This window comes from Geodermatophilus sp. SYSU D01036 (assembly GCF_054050435.1).
This window is the reverse complement of sequence record NZ_JBJGZJ010000008.1, coordinates 78,126-94,900: the sequence shown is the minus strand read 5'-3', so window position 1 is coordinate 94,900 and position 16,775 is coordinate 78,126. Positions and strand designations below refer to the sequence as shown.

The following is a 16,775-nucleotide window of genomic DNA, read 5'->3' as shown; positions in this document are numbered from 1 at the left end:
TCAGGCCTCCGGCGGCTCGGACAGCGGCAGCCGCACCACGAACCGGGTGTTCCCCGGCTCCGAGCGCACCTTGATCACCCCGCCGTGCCGGTTGGTGACGATGCGCCAGGCGACGTCCAGCCCGAGGCCGGTGCCGTGCCCCACCGGCTTGGTGGTGAAGAACGGCTCGAACACCCGGCGCCGCATGGTCTCCGGGATGCCCGGGCCGGTGTCGGCGACCTCGACGACGGCGTTGTCGCCGTCGACGGCGGTGCGCAGGGTGAGCGTGCCCTCCCCCGCCATCGCGTCGACGGCGTTGTCGATGAGGTTGGTCCACACCTGGTTGAGCTCGGCGGCGTAGGCCGGCACCGGCGGCATCGACCGGTCGTACTCCTTGACCACGCGGATCCCCGGGCCGGTCTTCGCGCTGAGCATGACCAGCGTCGCGTCCAGCCCGGCGTGCAGGTCGGTGAGCTGGTGCGGCGTGCGGTCGACCTGCGAGTACTGCTTGGCCGCGCCCACCAGGTGGGAGATCCGCGAGGTGCTGTCGAGGATCTCAGCGAGCAGCGTCTCGGTCTCGACGGTGTAGGCCAGCCAGCGCAGCGCCGGCTCGAGGAAGTCGGCGTCGACGGCGTCGACGACCGCCTCCAGGCACTCGGTGTCCACCCCGGCCGGGACGAACACCGCCGCCAGCTCCCACGGCCGGTCGACGTCGTGGTCCTCGAGCCAGTCGCCGAGCTCGTCCTCCCGGTCCGACCGCTCCAGCGCGGTCAGCTCGGCCGCGGTGCCGATGCGCGCGACGAACCGCTCCTGCAGCTCGGTGAGCCGCCGCAGCTGCGAGCCGTCGAAGGTCCCGTCGGCCAGCAGCGCGAGCTTGTGCCGCATGCCCGCCACCCGCTCGCGCAGCGCCGCGGTGGCCCGGGACGCGGCCGCGGCCGGGTTGTTGAGCTCGTGGGTGAGCCCCGCGGTCAGCTTGCCCAGCGCCAGCAGCCGCTCCCGCTGGCCGACCAGCTCCTCGGAGTTCCGCGTGCCCAGGAACAGGCCCTGCAGCAGGTGGACGGCCATCGGGTACCAGCGGCGGAACACGGCGGCGAACTCGGCCGCGGGCAGCGCCAGGAAGGTGCAGTCGGTGACCGCGCGCACCGTCGCCGGGTAGACCTGCCGGACCTGGTCGCCGAGGTAGAACTGCACCGCGCCGCTGAACACGCCCGGCTGGTCGGTGCGGGTGGTCTCCACCTCGTCGCGGCCCACCCGCCGGACCATCCGCAGCGTGCCGGTCAGGAGCACGTAGAAGCACTCGGCCGGCTCGCCCTCGGTCGAGACGTCGCTGCCGGCGGGGAACGCGACGACGTCGCCGGTCTCCGCCACCCACGCCAGCTGCGCCTCGTCCAGGTCGGTGAACAGGAACAGCTCCCGCAGCCGCGCGGGCTCCAGGCGGGTGGGCGCGGTCACCGCTCCTCCAGGTACCGGTGCACCAGCGTGACCGCCATGGCGCCCTCGCCGACGGCGGAGGCCACCCGCTTCACCGACTGCGCGCGGACGTCGCCGGCGACGAACACGCCCGGGACGCTGGACTCGAGGAAGAACGGGTCGCGCTGCAGCCGCCAGCCCGGGGGCCGCTCGCCGTCGACGAGCAGCTCCGGGCCGGTGAGCACGAACCCGCGCTCGTCGCGGGCGAGGACGCCGTCGAGCCAGTCGGTGCGCGGCTCGGCGCCGATGAAGACGAACAGGTGCGACGTCGGCACGGTCTCCACCCGGCCGGAGCGGTCGGTGAGCTCGATCTGCTCCAGGTGGTCGTCGCCGAGCACGGCGGTCACCGTGGTGCCGGTCCGGACGACGACGTTCGGGATCGCGGCCAGCTGCTGCACCAGGTAGTGGGACATGGACGCCTCCAGCGAGGAGCCGCGGACCACCAGCGTGACGCAGCTGGCGTGCCGGGAGAAGAACACCGCCGACTGCCCGGCCGAGTTCGCCCCGCCGACGACGTACACGGGCTGGTCGGCGCAGGCCTCGGCCTCGGTCAGCGCCGAGCCGTAGTAGACGCCGCGGCCGGTGAACCCGTCGGCACCCGCGGCCGGCAGCGTCCGGTAGGCGACGCCGGTGGCCAGCACGACCGCGTGCGCGGCGATGCTGCCGCCGTCGGCGAAGTGCACCACCCGGGCCGAGCCGCGGACCTCGAGCGCGGTCACCTTGCGGGCGGTGAGCACCTCGGTGCCGAACCGGACGGCCTGCCGCCGGGCGCGGTCGGCCAGCTGCCCGCCGGAGACGCCGTCGGGGAAGCCGAGGTAGTTCTCGATCCGGCTGCTCTGCCCGGCCTGCCCGCCGGTGGCCTGCCGCTCGACCAGCACCGTGCGCAGCCCCTCGGAGGCGCCGTAGACGGCGGCGCCGAGCCCGGCCGGGCCGCCGCCCACGACGACGAGGTCGTAGAAGTCGGTGCTCGGCTCGACCGTGAGCCCGACCGCGGCGGCGAGCTGGGCCTCGGTCGGCGCGAGCAGCGCCTCGCCGCCCGGCGGTACCACGACCGGGACGTCGTCGGGACCCGCGCCGGCCGCGGCGAGCAGCCGCCGCCCCTCGGGCTCCTCGACGCTGTACCAGCGGTACGGGACGGCGTTGCGGGCCAGGAAGTCGCGGGCGGCGAACGACGGCGCCGACCAGTGGTGGCCGACCAGCTTGACGTCCTCGACCGCGGTGTCGGGGCTGGCCTCCCAGGACGCGACCATGGCGTCGACGACCGGGTAGAGCTTCTCCTCGGGCGGCTCCCACGGCTTGAGCAGGTAGTGGTCGACGTCGACGAGGTTGATCGCCTGGATGGCGGCGTCGGTGTCGGCGTAGGCGGTGAGCAGCGCGCGGCGCGCCCGGGGGAAGAGGTCCATCGCCTGCTCGAGGAACTCGATGCCGTTCATCCCGGGCATCCGGTAGTCGGCGAGCACCGCCGCCACCCGGTCCCCGCGCAGCTTGAGTTCCCGCAGCGCCCCGAGCGCCTCCTCGCCGGAGGAGGCCCGGACCACCCGGAACCGCTCGCCGTAGTGGCGGCGCAGGTCGCGCGCCACCGCCCGGGACACCCCGGGGTCGTCGTCGACGGTGAGCAGGACGGGCCGGGCGCGGGCGCCGGCCTCCGGGGCCTGGGTCACGGTTCCTCCTGGGGGACGCGGGTGGGGGCGGGCCCGTCGGGCGCGTGCCCGTCGTCGACGAGTCCGGCGAGCTCGGCGTCGGTGGGGCGGCGCAGGACCCGCCCGGAGCGCCACACCACCACCGGCAGGTCGTCCTCGGTCACGCCGAGGTCGGCGAGCAGCGCGGCGGCGTCGTCGACGGTCTCGACGTCGACGACGGTGGCCGTGAGCCCGCGGTCCGCGGCGAAGCGCCGCAGCCGGGCCGTGTCGCCCGAGGCGCCCCGCCCGACGACGCGCAGGTCCGCGGCGAGCTCGAGCAGCATGGACCGCCGGATGAGGAAGGTGCGCAGGACCAGCTCCTTGAGTGCGGGGTCCGCCGCGAACGCCTCCCGGATCCGCGCGTCGGGGACGGTGACCACCTCCGCCGGCTGCAGGACGACGGCGGTCAGGAAGACCGGGCGGTCACTGAACAGGTCGAGCTCCCCGAGGAAGCGCCGGGCGCCGTGGACCGAGACCACCCGCTGGTCGGGCCGGCCGTGGTGCTCGACCACGGCGACGGAGCCGGACAGCACGAGCTGGAAGTCGTAGCCCGGGTCGCCCTCGCGGAACAGGGTCTGCCCCGGCTGCCACGTGCGGCGGGTGCCGTGCCGCGAGAGCAGCGCGACCTGGGCGTCGTCGAGGCGGGGGAAGGCGCCGTAGCGGTCCGGCGTCTCGGGCAGGTCGGCCGGCAGCGGGACGGGGAGGCCGTCGGAGGGCCCCGGCCGGTCCGCCCGGCGGGTCCCCAGCACGGGCACCACCTGCGCGCCGGCCCCACCGCCGGCGGGGACCGCGGCCGGGCTCCCGCCGGCGCCCGCGAGCAGCGCGGCGGCCAGGGAGTCGGCGTCGTGCGGGCCGGTGTGCCGGCGCCCGTGGACGAAGAAGGTCGGCGTCCCCGCCACCCCGCTGGCCTCCGCGGAGTCGACGTCCTCCTGCACCCGCCGCGCGAACCGGGCGGCCCCGAGGTCGCGGGCGAAGCGCTGCACGTCCAGGCCCAGGGCGGCCGCGTGCTCGAGCAGGTCGGCCGGGGCCAGCCGGTCCTGCGCGGCGAACAGCCGGTCGTGCATGGCCCAGAACCGCCCCTGTTCGGCGGCGGCCTCGGCCGCCTCGGCGGCCAGCCGGGCGTGCGGGTGGACGTCGGCCAGCGGGAGGTGCCGGAAGACGTAGCGCAGCCGGTCGCCGAACCGCTCGCGCACCTCCTCCACCGCGCCGGTCGCCCGGCCGCAGAAGGGGCACTCGAAGTCGCCGTACTCGACCAGGGTGAGCGGCGCGTCGGCCGGTCCGCGGACGTGGTCACGGGCCGGGTCGACGGGCGGGTCGAGCCGGGACGGCCGGGCCGGGCCGGGCGGCCGGCGGCGGTCGGCGGTCCGGAACAGCGCCCAGCCCAGCAGCGCGGCCAGCACCGACGCCGCCAGCACGCCCACCCGCGCCTGGTCGCCGAGCCGGTCGTCGTCCGCGAGGGCCAGGTCCACGATGAACAGCGAGATGGTGAAGCCGATGCCCGACAGCGCGGCGCCGCCGGCCAGCTGCAGCGCGGTGAGGCCCGGTGCGAGCTCCCCCAGCCGCAGCCGCACCGCGAGGCCGGCGCCGGCGAGGATGCCCACCAGCTTGCCGAGGACCAGCCCGGCGACGACGCCGAGCGTCACCGGCGAGGTCGCCGCGGCGCGCAGCGTCTCGCCGGTCAGCGGGACGCCGGCGTTGGCCAGCGCGAACACCGGCACGATGACGAAGCTGGTCCAGGGCTGCCACAACTGCTGGAGCCGCTCCCCGGCCGACACCGACCGGTCCAGGGACAGCCGCGCCGCCCGGGCGTACCCCGCGCTGGGCGACTGCTGGTAGGCCCGCACCAGGCGCGCGGCGTCGGCGACCTCCTCGCGTCGCGCGGCGTAGGCGGGGGTGAACAGCGCGATGACCACACCGGCGAGGGTCGGGTGGACGCCGGACTCGTGCATCGCCACCCAGACGGCCACACCGAGGACCAGGTAGGCCGGTCCGCGCCAGACCCGCAGGTAGCGCAGCCCGACCATCAGGGCCAGCCCCACGACGGCCAGGCCGAGCGGGAGCAGCTCCACGTCGTCGGTGTAGAAGAGCGCGATGACGCCGAGCGCGCCGACGTCGTCGGCGATGGCGAGCGTGAGCAGGAACAGCCGCAGCGGGGCCGGGCAGGCCGGGCCGACGAGCACCAGGACGCCGAGCAGGAACGCGGTGTCGGTGGAGATGACCACGCCCCAGGCGGCGGCCGCCTCGTCCCCGAGGGTGAAGGCGACGTAGACCAGCGCCGGCACCACCAGCCCGGTGACGGCGGCCAGCGCCGGCACCGCGGCCCGCCGCCGGTCGGTGAGCTCCCCCAGGACCAGCTCGCGCTTGATCTCGAGTCCGACGACGAAGAAGAAGAACACCATCAGCCCGTCGTTGACCCAGTGCTGCAGGTCCAGGGACAGCTCGGTGCTCCCGAGGCGGACGGCGAACTCGGTGTGCCAGAAGGCGGCGTAGCTGTCGCCGAACGGGGAGTTGACCCACACCAACGCCACGACCGTGGCCGCCAGCAGCAGCCCCGCGCTGCCCGCCTCGGTGCGCAGCGAGCGCCGCAGCGGCGCCACCCGCGCCAGCAGGCCCCTGCCCCCGGCGACCGACTGCGCGCGGGCCCGGTCGGGCCGGAGGCTCCCCTCCGGTGCCGGCCGCAGGTCCCGGCCGTCGCGCGCGGTCATGCGTCGTCCCGCGGCGCTGCCCCCGCGGGCTCGCGCGGGTACAGCTGCGGGGCGGCGATCCCGCAGTGCAGGCACTCCTCGACCGGCAGCCGCTCGCCGGGTCCGGCGGGTGCCGCCCGGAGCGGGCGGCGGATCCAGGTGAGGGCCACGAGCGCGCCCGCGACCAGCAGCCCGGCGCAGACGAGCATCCCCGTGCGGAAGCCGGACCCGAACGCGTCCGGGTCGGCGTAGTCGTCGCCGCCGATGCCCGCCACGACCGGGACGACGGCCACCGCGAGCAGGCTGGCCGCCCGCGCGACGGCGTTGTTCACCCCGGACGCGACGCCGGCGAACCGGTCGTCGGCGGAGTCGAGCACGGTCGCGGTGAGCGGGGCGACCAGCAGCGTGAGCCCGGCGCCGAACAGCACCGTCCCGGGCAGGACGTCGAGCAGGTAGGAGGCGTCCTCGCCGATGCGCAGCAGGAGCAGCAGGCCCACGGCGCACAGCAGCGGCCCGACGGTCATGAGCGGGCGCGGCCCGATCCGCTGGGCGAGCGCACCGACCCGTGCCGAGAACAGCAGCATGAGCACGGTGACCGGCAGCAGCGCGGTCCCGGCCAGCAGCGGGCTGTACCCCGCCACCACCTGCAGCTGCAGGACCAACAGCACGAACACCACCCCGAGGGGCGCGTAGACCAGCAGCGTCACCACGTTGGCCGCGGTGAACTGCACGCTCCGGAAGAGCACGGGCGGCACCAGCGGGTGGCGGGAGCGGCGCTGCACGACGACGAAGGCGGCCAGCGCGGCCACCGAGACGACTCCCCAGACCCAGACGCCCGATCCCGGCCGGGCTCCGCCGGCGGCGGTCAGGGCGTAGGTGAGCCCGCCCAGGCCGACGGTCACCAGGACCGTCCCGCTCCAGTCCAGGCCCGGCGCGGCGGCGGGGTCCCGGGTCTCGGGCACGTGCCGCGCCGCGACGAGCACGATCACGACGGCCAGCGGCAGGTTGACGAGGAAGACCGCCCGCCAGCTCCACTCCACCAGCCAGCCGCCGAGGAAGGGGCCGACGGCGCCGGCGACCCCGCCGAGCCCCGACCAGGCGCCGACCGCCGCGGCCCGGTCCTCCCCGGCGAAGGACGCCGAGATGATCGCCAGGCTGCCCGGGGTGAGCAGCGCTCCCCCGACCCCCTGCAGGGCCCGGGCCAGGACGAGCATCTCGACGTTCGGTGCGAGGCCGCACAGCAGCGACGCGACGGCGAACCAGACGACGCCCACGACGAAGACCCGTCGCCGGCCGAACCGGTCGCTCAGCGACCCGGCGAGCAGGATCAGCGACGCGAGGGTGAGCGTGTAGGCGTTCACCGTCCACTGCAGCCCGGCGAACCCCGCGTCGAGGTCCTGGCCGATCCGCTCCAGCGCGACGTTGACGATCGTGCCGTCCAGCAGCGCCAGGCTCGACCCCAGGACGGTGGCCAGCAGCACCCAGCGCCCCTGCGGGGTGCCCATCCGCAGGCCCTCCGCCGGGGTCGGTCGCACCCGGGACGTCACCTGAGCGCCACCTCGATCCCCCACCGGTGCCGGGCAGCGCGAGTGCGCTGCTCCGAGGCCCGGCGACGTCGGCGGATGCCTGTGGCCGCGAGCCTCGACCCGGCGGTCGCGGCCTGTCAATCACCCCGGGCGGCGGGCCCGGGCGCATGGACGCCGCCGGTCCGGGGCACTCCGTGCCTCCACCCCCGATCCCCAGGGAGCCGCCATGTCGCTCGCCACCACGCCCCGCCGCCGCAGCTGGCGCCTCGCCGCCGTCGGCCTCGCCCTCGCCCTGTCCGGGTTTCCCGTCGCCGCCTGCGGCTCCGACGTCGTCAACGACGAGGTGGAGCAGAACGTGGAGGAGGGCGTCGACGAGGCCGAGCAGGAGGTCGAGGACGCCACCGACGGCGAGGACTCCGACGGCTGACGGGACCAGATGCAGAGACCTCTTTGCAAAGAGGTCTCTGCATCCCTAGCCTGGAGGCGTGGCCGAGAACGCCCCCGAGGAGACCGTCGACGTCACCGACCCGCGCACGCTGCGGGCGCTGGCGCACCCGATCCGCACCGGACTGCTCGCCCTGCTGCGGTCGGAGGGCCCGTCCACGGCCTCCCGGCTGGGCCAGCGCCTGGGCGAGAGCAGCGGGACGACCAGCTACCACCTGCGCCAGCTCGCGGACCTCGGCTTCGTCGAGGAGGTGGCCGACCAGGGCACCGCGCGCGAGCGCTGGTGGCGCGCCCGGCACCGCAGCACCCGGTGGCGCACCGAGGACCTGGTCGGGCAGCCCGGCGGCCGCGAGGTCGTCGAGGAGCTGACCCACCAGTCGCTGGGCCGGCAGCGCCGGATGCTCGCCGCGCACGCCGAGCAGCGCGAGGCCCTGGAGCCCGTCTGGCGCGACGCCGTCTCGCTCAACGACTGGGCGCTGCACCTGTCGCCGGAGGCCGCCGCCGCGCTCACCGAGGAGCTCAACGGCGTGCTCGCCCGCTGGCGGGCCGAGCGCGAGGAGCCCGGCCAGCCGCTGGTCCACGTGCTGCTGGACCTCTTCCCGCTCACCGAGGACCCGGCGTGAGCGCGCCGCTGACCGTCCGCTCGGCCGGCCGCCGGTTCGTCGGGCTGACCGCGCTGCGCTGGTTCCCGATCGGGCTCGCCGCGCCGGTGGCGGTGCTGCTGGCCGCCTCCCGCGGGCTCTCCCCGGCGGACATCGGCGTCGTCGTCGCGGTCTACTCGCTGGTCACCCTCCTGCTGGAGCTGCCCACCGGGGGGCTGGCCGACGCGATCGGCACCCGGCAGGTGCTCGTGCTGTCCGGGCTGATGACCGCCGCCGGGCTGGTCACCTCGGCCCTCGCGCACTCCGTCGCGGCGTTCGCGGTGGCGTGGGCGCTCAAGGGCGTCGGCCGGGCACTGGACTCCGGGCCGCTGGAGGCCTGGTACGTCGACGCCGTCCACGCCGCCGACCCGTCCGCGGACGTGACCCCGGGACTGTCCCGCGCGGGCGCCGCCGACGGGGCCGGCCTGTGCCTGGGCGCGGTGCTCGGCGGGCTGCTGCCCCTGGTGGCGGTGGGCACGGGCGACGCGGTGCTCGTGCTGCCCGTGCTGGCCGCCGCGGTGGTGGCGCTGCTGGCGGTGGCCGCCGTCGCGGCGCTCGTCGTCCCGGTGGGCCCCGCGCGGCAGGCGGGGACGGCCGCCCTGCGCGCCGGCGTCCGGGAGGTGCCCGCGCTCGTCCGCGGCACCGCGCGGCTGGTCGCCCGGGACCGGGTGCTGCGCCGGCTGCTGGCGATCTCGCTGCTGGTGGGCTGCACGCTGAGCACGCTGGAGCTGGTGGGGCCGCTGCACGTCGCCGCGCTCACCGGCGACGACGCCGAGGGCGCCGCAGTCTTCGGCGTGGTGATGGCGGTGTCGTACGCGGCGGCCGGGGTCGGGGCGCTGCTCGCACCGCTCGCCCGCCGGGCGGCGCGGGGGTCGGCGGGCGCGGCGACGGCGGGGCTGGCCCTGCTCGGCGCGCTCGCCGTCGCGGTCGTCCCCCTGGGCGGGCCGCTGGTGCTGGGCGGGCTGTTCACCGTCTTCTACGTGGGCAACGCCGCGGCGTGGCCGCTGTGGAAGGACGCGCTGCACGCGCGGGTGGCCGCCGGGCAGCGGGCGACCGCGCTGTCGGCGTCGTCGCTGACGCTGCAGGTCGGCGGCCTGCTCGCCAGCCTGCTGGTGCTGCGGCTGGCCGACGCGCTGGGCACCGCGACCGGGTTCTGGGTGGCCGCGGGGGCGCTGCTCGTCGTCGCGGCGGTGTCGGTGGGGCTGCGCTCCGCGGCGGCGGCGCCGTCCGGGCCGGCCGCCCCGGTTGCCTCGCGGCAGCGCGGGTAGCGGCGGGGCATGGCTGATCTCCCCCGCGACCACCTGAAGGGCCTCCGGGTCGCCGTCACCGGCGCGAGCGGCAACGTCGGGACGGCGCTGCTGCGGCGGCTGACCGCGCCGGGCAGCGGGGTCGCCGAGGTCCGCGGGCTGGCCCGCCGGCAGCCGCCGGACACCGCGCCCTACGACTCCGTCACCTGGTACACCGCCGACCTCGGGGAGACGTCCAGCGAGCAGGCGCTGACCAACCTGCTCGAGGACGTCGACGCCGTCGTCCACCTGGCCTGGGTGCTGCAGCCGGGCCGCAGGCCCGACGAGCTGCACGAGGCGAACGTCAACGGCACCCGCCGGGTGATGCGGGCGGCGGTGGCGGCGGGGGTGCGGCACGTGGTGCACATGTCCTCGCTCGGCGCCTACGCCGCCGGGGGCGGGGACCGGCCGGTGACCGAGGACTGGCCGGTCACCGGCATCCCGAGCTCGCAGTACAGCCGGCAGAAGTCCGAGGCCGAGCGGGTGGTGCGCGAGGTGGTGGGGCGGAGGCGCGACGTCACGCTGACCGTCGTCCGCCCCACCCTGGTCATGCAGCCGGAGGCGGCCAGCGAGATCGGCCGCTACTTCCTCGGGCCGCTGCTGCTCGGCGCCGCCCGGCTGGTGCCCGGGCAGGTCGCCTCGCGACTGCCGCTGCCGCTGCCGTCGCTGCGGGTCGGCTTCATCCACGCCGACGACGTCGCCGACGCCATCACCCGGATGCTCGACCGGCGCGCGCCCGGCCCGTTCAACCTCTCCGCCGACCCGGCCCTCGACGCCGACGGGATCGCCCGGGCGCTCGGCACCGTCCGGGTGCCGGTGCCGGCGGCGGTGCTGCGCGCCGGGCTGAGCGCGGCCTTCCACGCGCACCTGGTGCCCACCGAGCCGGGCTGGCTGGACCTCGGCCTGCAGTCGCCGGTGCTCGAGACCGCCCGTGCCCGCACCCAGCTGGACTGGCAGCCCGCCTACCGCGGCGACGACGTCCTGCGCCAGTTCGTGGCCGCCCTCGGCCGCGGGGACGGCGGGCCCGGCCCGCTGCTCGCCGCGACCGGCGGCAAGGAGCACGACCCGGGCGGCGACCCGGCCAACGTGCCGGACCACCGTCCCGGCTGAGACGCCTCTCTCGCCTCTGACCAGCACTTTCCCGGTCCACAGGGGTTGCTCGCGGACTCCACTCGAACGTATGGTCGAACTCGTGACGGGGTCCGCGACGCAGGAGCTCGACGCTCCTGCCGCGTCCGGCCCTCCGGCCGGCTGGGCGGCCGGGCCGCTGGGTGAGGTGCAGGCCGCGGACCGGGCGATCGCCCGGCAGACCGCGCGCCGGTACCGGGCGCTCGCCGCCTTCGCCGCCACCCGCCCGGCCTCGGTCGACCGGCCGCAGGGCTCGCCGGGGGCGGTGTCGGCCGAGCGGTGGGCGGCGCGGGCCGACGTGCTGCGGCCGGTGAGCGAGTGGGCGGCCCAGGAGCTGTCCCTCGCGCTGAACGTTCCCGTGCAGCGCGCCGAGGACGACCTCGAGCGGGCGCTCACCCTGACCCGGCGGCTGCCCCTGGTGCTCGACGCCCTCGAGTCCGGGACGCTGCACCCCGGGCACCTGTGGTGCCTGATCGAGCACGTCGCCCCGATCGCCGACGACGCCGTGCGCACCCACGTGCAGGGTCCGCGCCCGCGACCGGCGCTGCCGCTCCCCCGGCTGCCGCCGCCGCGTCCCCGGAAACGGCGAGCTCGACCACGTCCGCCCCTGGCCCGAGGGCCCGACGTCGGCAGCGGACCTGGCCGGCTTCTGCACCACGCACCACCGCGGCAAGCACCAGGCGCCCGGCTGGACGTACCGGCTCGCCCCGGACGCGACCCTCGTCGTCACGACGCCGTCCGGCCTGACCGCGACGACCACCCCGCCGCCCTGCTGAGCCCGACCGCGACCCAGGACCTCGGTGTGGCCTGACCGATGACCCTTCCGGGCCGTGCCGGCCCGGACGCCGATCACCGACTCACGGGAGGCATGACGCCATGCGGAAACTGACCTTCGGCATGAACGTGAGCCTGGACGGCTACATCGCCGCGCCCGGCGACGACCTCGGCTGGAGCGTGCCGAGCGACGAGCTGTTCCAGTGGTGGTCCGACCGGGTGGGGGCGACGGGCACGGCGCTGTACGGGCGCAGACTGTGGGAGACGATGAGCTCCCACTGGCCCACCGCCGACCAGCAGCCCGGCGCCACACCGGCACACATCGAGTACGCCCGCCGCTGGCGGGACATGCCGAAGGTGGTGTTCTCCTCCACGATCAGCGCGGTCGACTGGAACACCCGCCTGGTCACCGGCGACGCGGTCACCGAGATCACCCGGCTCAAGACCGAGGACGGCGGCCCCATGGACATCGGCGGCGCCACCCTCGCCGCGGCGGCCATGCGGGCCGGGCTGATCGACGAGTACGCGATCGTCACCCACCCGGTCCTGGTGGGCGGCGGCACGCCGTTCTTCACGGCCCTGGACAACTGGGTGGGCCTGACCCTGGTGGAGACCCGGACGTTTCCCGACGGCGTGCTCCTGACCAGGTACGAGACCAGGTACTGAGTGCCCGACATCGGATCGGCGCGGGCTCGGCTGTCGCCCTGAACGGGCCGCTCGGGGACACCGCCGTCAGTTCCTCGGCTCCGAGGGTGGCTCCAGGGGTGCACGTAGCAACGTCGCCAACCGACCAGTCGTGTCATCGGCGGTGGTCCTCGTCCTTCCTCCGAGCGGCTGATCACACCGATGAGTCACGACCGCTCGCACCGTCTACGCATCAGCGTGACCTCACCCCGCAGCCGTGCAGACGGCGGAGGAGCTCGTCATGACCCACGTCCCCCACCGTCCCGGCGGTCGGTCCACGACGGACACCGCAGCACCCGTCACCATCACGCCGGTCCTCGTCGCCGACCTGCTCGCCGAGGGCGAGCGGATGCCGGTCTACGTGCACGTGATCGACCATCCCGACGCGCGCGTGCTGGTCGACACCGGCATGACGCAGCTGCACCCAGCGGGAGCCGATCTCGATCCCCGTCTCCGGCCACTCAGCGAGCAGGACTTCGACCTGGCCGCCATCGACGTCGTCGTCAACACGCACCTGCACTTCGACCACTGCGGAGGCAACCACCTCTTCGCCGGGAAGCCGACCCACGTCCAGCGTCGGGAGCTCGACGACGCGCGCAGCCAGGACGGCTACACCATCCGCGAGTGGGTCGACGCGCCCGGCGTGCGGTACGTGCCGGTCGACGGCGAGCTCGAACTGCTCCCCGGGCTCCGGCTCGTCCCGGCGCCGGGCCACACACCCGGCACGCAGGTGGTCGTCGTCGAGACCGGCGGGCGTCCGATCGTCATCGGCGGCGACATGGCGGTCTGGTTCGGCGAGCTCGACGAGCCACGCACCGAGGGTCAGCTGCTGGTGCGTGCGCTCGACCCCGAGCTGGTCTGGCTCGCGCACGAGCACGAGCCCTGGCGCCCCCGCACCGTCTGAGCCGCGGGACGGCTCCTGGTCAGGCGCGCGTCGTCCAGGCGCCGACCGAGCGGCCGGTGGCCGCGAAGACGTCGGCGGCCTGCTCCGCGCGCAGTGCCACGAACAGGCCCTCGGCCTCGGCGAGCACCACCTCGGGGCTGTCCTCGGCCACCAGCCGGGCGTGCGCGGTGGTGCGCCGGCCCACGGTCTCCCCCATCTCGGCGGTCAGCAGCAGCGGCACCCCCAGGTGCACCGGGCGCCGGTACCTCACGGTGAGGGTCGCGGTCAGCCCGCCGCGGCCGGCGGCGCGCAGCGCGCGGGCCAGGACGTGGTCGAGCAGCGTCGCCACGACGCCGCCGTGCACCAGCCCGGGCGGTCCCTCGTGCGCCTTGCCCACGGTGACCCGGCCGGTCGCCGTCCCGTCGGGGGTGTCGGTGGCCACCAGCGGCGGCGCCACCGGGCTGCCCGGCCCGTACACCGGGCTGTACCAGCGCTCACCGGTCTCCGGGTCGTCGACGCGGGCGATCTCGTGCAGGCCGCGACCGGCCATCCGCAGCCGCGCCGCCAGCTCCCGCGCGACGGCGGCGGCCGCCTCGAGCTCCGCCTCCGGCACCTCCGTGCGGACGGCGGCGTCGACCAGGTCGCGCAGCGCGTCCCCCAGCTCCCCGACGGCGACCCGCCGGGCGGCCCGCTCATCCGGTGACAGACTGGAACGGCCCTCCTGCAGGGACCCGTCCCGAGCGTCAGCGAGGGGCGGGGGGCAGGAGGGTCCTTCGTCAGCCACGCGGCATCCCGGCCGCGCGCAGCAGCCCGCCGCCGATGATCACCCGCTGCACCTCGCTGGTGCCCTCGTACAGCCGGTAGAGGCGGGCGTCGCGGTAGAAGCGCTCGACCGGCGTGGTCCGCAGGTAGCCCAGCCCGCCGTGCACCTGGACGGCGCGGTCGGTCGCCCGGCCGACCATCTCGCTGCACCACAGCTTCGCCGACGACGGGCCGATCGAGGTGTCCTCGCCGGAGTCGTAACGGGCGGCGACCTCGCGGACCATCGCCTTCCCGGCCAGGGTCTCGGCGTGCATGTCGGCGATCAGCGCCTGCACCAGCTGGAACCGGCCGATCGGGGCGCCGCCCTGCTTGGCCGTGGCGGCGTAGGCGACCGACTCGTCGAGCACCCGCTGCGCCATCCCCACGCACAGCGCCGCGATGTGCAGCCGGCCGCGGGAGAGCACGGTGAGCGCCTTCGCGTAGCCGCGCCCCTCCTCGCCGATCAGCGCGTCGGCCGGCACGTGGACGTCGTCGAAGAACACCTCCGAGGTCCACGCCCCCGACTGGCCCATCTTCTTGTCCTTGGGGCCGAGCGAGACGCCGGGCGCCTTCGCGTCGACGACGAAGCTGGAGATCCCGCGCCCGCCCTTCTCCTCCGGGTCGGTGCGGGCGAAGACGACGAACAGGTCGGCCAGCGGCGCGTTGGTGATGTACCGCTTGGCGCCGTTGAGCACCCAGCCGTCGCCGTCGCGGCGGGCGCTGGTGCGCAGGCCCGCCGGGTCGGAGCCGGCCTCGGCCTCGGTGAGCGCGAAGGAGCCGATCAGCTCGCCGGCGGCCAGCCGCGGCAGGTAGGCCTTCTTCTGCTCCTCGCTGCCGAACTTCGCGATCACCTGGCCCGCGATGCCGTTGTTCGTACCGAACAGCGACCGGAAGGCCGGCGTCGTGTAGCCGAACTCGAAGGCCAGCTCGACGTCCTCGCTCATGGAGACGCCCAGGCCGCCGTACTCCTCGGGCAGCGCGTAGCCGAACAGGCCCATGTCCGCCGCCGCGCCGCGCAGCTCCTCGGGGATGCGGTCGTCGAGGTCGATCTCCTCCTCGCGCGGGACGACCACCTCCCGCACCAACTGGCGCACCGCGTCCCGGATCTGCGTGAAGTCCTCGGCGTCCACGCCCCCATCGTGCCGCCTCCGGCGGCCTCCCGACGAGCCGGGGGTGCAACACAACGCCGGAGGTGTTGCGGACGGCCGAGGACGGAACGTCGTGAACCGGACACACCCCGTTGCCGGTCACGATCAGCCGCACTAGCGTCACCGACGGCACCCGAACCAGCGGCGCCGTGTCCTCCCCCGGGAGCCCTCGTGCACCTCTCCGTCGCCGTCGTGCCCGCACCGGACCAGGTCGTCGTCCGCCTGACCGGCGACGCCGGCCGGCCGACCCTCCCCCGCCTAGCCGCCGGCCTGACCCGGGCCGCCGAGCACGGCACCCCCAGCGTCGTCGTCGACGTGGCCGGCGCCCGCTTCCACGACCGCGCGGCGCTGCGGACCCTCGCCGGCTTCAGCGACACCCTCACCGCTGCCGGCCGGCGGTGCCGGGTGGTCGGCGCGCCCGCGGCCACCCGCCGCCAGGTGGCCGAGGCCGGCCTCGCCGGCGTCCTCGAGCTCGACGGCCCGCTCACCGGCGCAGACCCCGTGCGCCCCCTGCCGCGGCCGGCGCCGGAGTCCGTGACCGACCCGCGCCCCACCCAGCCCCTCCCCGTCGGGTCGCTGCTCGCCGCGGCGGACGGGCAGCCCCCGGCGCTCGAGGACGCCCGCCGGCCGCGGGCCGCGGCGCACCCGATGCGGGGACCGGCCGGGGCGTCCCGCCGCCGTGTCCCCGTCCCGCTGGACCGCTGGCGCTGACGCCGGACGCGCTCGTGCCCCGGCCCGTACGCGGCGGACCGGGGCACGAGCGGGGTGCGCCTAGGCCAGGGCGTCCAGGCGGGCCATGTCCTCGTCGGACAGCGTCAGCTGCGCCGCGCCCATGTTCTCGGTGAGGTGGTCCACCGACTTCGTGCCCGGGATGGGCAGCACCACCGGCGACTTCTGCAGCAGCCAGGCCAGCGCGACCTGCGCCGGGGTGGCGTCCAGCTCCCGGGCGATGTCGGCCACCGGGCTGTGCGGGGCGGCGAGGTCGCCGGTCGCGATCGGGAACCACGGGATGAACGCGATCCCGTTGTCGGTGGCGTAGTCCAGGACGTCCTGCGACTGCCGGTTGGTCAGGTTGTAGAGGTTCTGGACGCTGACGACGTCGACGATCTCGCGCGACGCCCGCAGCTCCTCGACCGAGACCTCGGAGACGCCGATGTGGCGGACCTTGCCCTCGTCCTGCAGCTCCTTGAAGGCGCCGAGCTGGTCGGCCAGCGGCACCTCGGCGTCGATGCGGTGCAGCTGGATGAGGTCGATGCGCTCGACCCGCAGGTGGCGCAGCGACAGCTCGACCTGCTGCTTGAGGTAGGCCGGGCGCCCGACCGGCGTCCAGATGCCCGGGCCCTGGCGGGTCAGGCCGGCCTTGGTGGCGACGACCAGGCCCTCCGGGTACGGGTGCAGCGCCTCGGCGATGATCAGCTCGCTGACGAACGGCCCGTAGGAGTCGGCGGTGTCGATGAGGTCGACGCCCTGCTCGACGGCGGCGCGGACGACGCGCAGCGCGGCGTCGCGGTCGGCCGGCTCGCCCCAGACGCCCGGGCCGGGCAGCTGCATGGCGCCGTAGCCGAGCCGGTGGACGGCGAGGTCACCGCCGATGGCGAAGGTGTCGGCAGGTGCGGTGGCGGTCATGGACCCTCCCGGTGCGTGTGCC

The 16,775-nt window shown here is 75.9% G+C and carries 15 protein-coding genes; 8 read left to right on the top strand and 7 right to left on the bottom strand.

Annotation, left to right across the window (positions count from 1 at the left end):
* Genes ACI8AR_RS10745 through ACI8AR_RS10730 form a run of 4 tightly spaced genes read right to left on the bottom strand, consistent with a single transcriptional unit; the run spans nucleotide 1 to nucleotide 7,347 of the window.
* Complete coding sequence (locus ACI8AR_RS10745) at nucleotides 1-1,431, bottom strand: ATP-binding protein (protein ID WP_457051013.1); 1,431 nt, start codon at nucleotides 1,429-1,431, stop codon at nucleotides 1-3.
* Nucleotides 1,428-3,110, bottom strand: coding sequence for an FAD-dependent oxidoreductase (locus tag ACI8AR_RS10740; protein WP_457051012.1), 1,683 nt, complete (start codon nucleotides 3,108-3,110; stop codon nucleotides 1,428-1,430). Before ACI8AR_RS10740 ends, ACI8AR_RS10745 begins: the two co-directional genes overlap by 4 nt.
* On the bottom strand, nucleotides 3,107-5,833 hold the full coding sequence (gene nhaA, locus ACI8AR_RS10735; protein ID WP_457051011.1) for a Na+/H+ antiporter NhaA: 2,727 nt from the start codon (nucleotides 5,831-5,833) through the stop codon (nucleotides 3,107-3,109). The genes ACI8AR_RS10740 and nhaA overlap by 4 nt, the downstream gene beginning before the upstream one ends.
* Nucleotides 5,830-7,347 carry an MFS transporter gene (locus ACI8AR_RS10730; protein ID WP_457051010.1) on the bottom strand — a complete coding sequence of 506 codons (1,518 nt, stop codon included), beginning with the start codon at nucleotides 7,345-7,347 and terminating at the stop codon, nucleotides 5,830-5,832. The genes nhaA and ACI8AR_RS10730 overlap by 4 nt, the downstream gene beginning before the upstream one ends.
* Nucleotides 7,348-7,564: 217 nt before the next feature.
* On the opposite strand from ACI8AR_RS10730, the gene ACI8AR_RS10725 reads away from it, so the two are divergent.
* The 7 genes from ACI8AR_RS10725 (at nucleotide 7,565) to ACI8AR_RS10695 (ending at nucleotide 13,199) form a co-directional block, all read left to right on the top strand.
* Nucleotides 7,565-7,765 (top strand): hypothetical protein, encoded by a 201-nt coding sequence (locus tag ACI8AR_RS10725; protein ID WP_457051009.1) that lies wholly within the window; start codon nucleotides 7,565-7,567, stop codon nucleotides 7,763-7,765.
* Nucleotides 7,766-7,823: 58 nt separating this feature from the next.
* Complete coding sequence (locus ACI8AR_RS10720; RefSeq protein WP_457051008.1) at nucleotides 7,824-8,405, top strand: helix-turn-helix domain-containing protein; 582 nt, start codon at nucleotides 7,824-7,826, stop codon at nucleotides 8,403-8,405.
* Nucleotides 8,402-9,691 carry an MFS transporter gene (locus tag ACI8AR_RS10715; RefSeq protein WP_457051007.1) on the top strand — a complete coding sequence of 430 codons (1,290 nt, stop codon included), beginning with the start codon at nucleotides 8,402-8,404 and terminating at the stop codon, nucleotides 9,689-9,691. The genes ACI8AR_RS10720 and ACI8AR_RS10715 overlap by 4 nt, the downstream gene beginning before the upstream one ends.
* 9 nt (nucleotides 9,692-9,700) lie before the next feature.
* Entirely contained in the window at nucleotides 9,701-10,819 is a 1,119-nt protein-coding gene (locus tag ACI8AR_RS10710; RefSeq protein ID WP_457051006.1) for an NAD-dependent epimerase/dehydratase family protein, read from the top strand.
* A gap of 82 nt (nucleotides 10,820-10,901) precedes the next feature.
* Nucleotides 10,902-11,648: a hypothetical protein gene (locus ACI8AR_RS10705; protein ID WP_457051005.1), complete on the top strand. Its 747-nt coding sequence runs from the start codon at nucleotides 10,902-10,904 to the stop codon at nucleotides 11,646-11,648.
* Between the two features lie 65 nt (nucleotides 11,649-11,713).
* Nucleotides 11,714-12,277 carry a dihydrofolate reductase family protein gene (locus tag ACI8AR_RS10700; RefSeq protein ID WP_457051004.1) on the top strand — a complete coding sequence of 188 codons (564 nt, stop codon included), beginning with the start codon at nucleotides 11,714-11,716 and terminating at the stop codon, nucleotides 12,275-12,277.
* Nucleotides 12,278-12,536: 259 nt separating this feature from the next.
* Nucleotides 12,537-13,199, top strand: a complete 663-nt coding sequence (locus ACI8AR_RS10695; RefSeq protein WP_457051003.1) for an MBL fold metallo-hydrolase — start codon at nucleotides 12,537-12,539, stop codon at nucleotides 13,197-13,199.
* A gap of 19 nt (nucleotides 13,200-13,218) precedes the next feature.
* Here the strand turns inward: ACI8AR_RS10695 and ACI8AR_RS10690 are convergent, their stop codons facing one another.
* Nucleotides 13,219-13,962, bottom strand: a complete 744-nt coding sequence (locus ACI8AR_RS10690) for a PaaI family thioesterase (protein WP_457051002.1) — start codon at nucleotides 13,960-13,962, stop codon at nucleotides 13,219-13,221.
* Nucleotides 13,955-15,109 (bottom strand): acyl-CoA dehydrogenase family protein, encoded by a 1,155-nt coding sequence (locus ACI8AR_RS10685; protein ID WP_457051001.1) that lies wholly within the window; start codon nucleotides 15,107-15,109, stop codon nucleotides 13,955-13,957. Before ACI8AR_RS10685 ends, ACI8AR_RS10690 begins: the two co-directional genes overlap by 8 nt.
* 189 nt (nucleotides 15,110-15,298) lie before the next feature.
* On the opposite strand from ACI8AR_RS10685, the gene ACI8AR_RS10680 reads away from it, so the two are divergent.
* Nucleotides 15,299-15,838, top strand: coding sequence for an STAS domain-containing protein (locus ACI8AR_RS10680; RefSeq protein WP_457051000.1), 540 nt, complete (start codon nucleotides 15,299-15,301; stop codon nucleotides 15,836-15,838).
* A 60-nt stretch (nucleotides 15,839-15,898) separates the two neighbouring features.
* Here ACI8AR_RS10680 and ACI8AR_RS10675 read toward each other — a convergent pair whose 3' ends face one another.
* Nucleotides 15,899-16,753, bottom strand: a complete 855-nt coding sequence (locus ACI8AR_RS10675) for an aldo/keto reductase (RefSeq protein WP_457050999.1) — start codon at nucleotides 16,751-16,753, stop codon at nucleotides 15,899-15,901.
* Nucleotides 16,754-16,775: the final 22 nt, after the last annotated feature.

Excerpts from the sequence above, each read along its gene's own strand:
- ACI8AR_RS10700 (WP_457051004.1), top strand. The coding sequence starts at position 11,714 with ATGCGGAAACTGACCTTCGGCATGAACGTGAGCCTGGACGGCTACATC.
- ACI8AR_RS10710 (WP_457051006.1), top strand. The coding sequence starts at position 9,701 with ATGGCTGATCTCCCCCGCGACCACCTGAAGGGCCTCCGGGTCGCCGTC.
- ACI8AR_RS10675 (WP_457050999.1), bottom strand. The coding sequence starts at position 16,753 with ATGACCGCCACCGCACCTGCCGACACCTTCGCCATCGGCGGTGACCTC.
- ACI8AR_RS10695 (WP_457051003.1), top strand. The coding sequence starts at position 12,537 with ATGACCCACGTCCCCCACCGTCCCGGCGGTCGGTCCACGACGGACACC.
- nhaA (WP_457051011.1), bottom strand. The coding sequence starts at position 5,833 with ATGACCGCGCGCGACGGCCGGGACCTGCGGCCGGCACCGGAGGGGAGC.
- ACI8AR_RS10725 (WP_457051009.1), top strand. The coding sequence starts at position 7,565 with ATGTCGCTCGCCACCACGCCCCGCCGCCGCAGCTGGCGCCTCGCCGCC.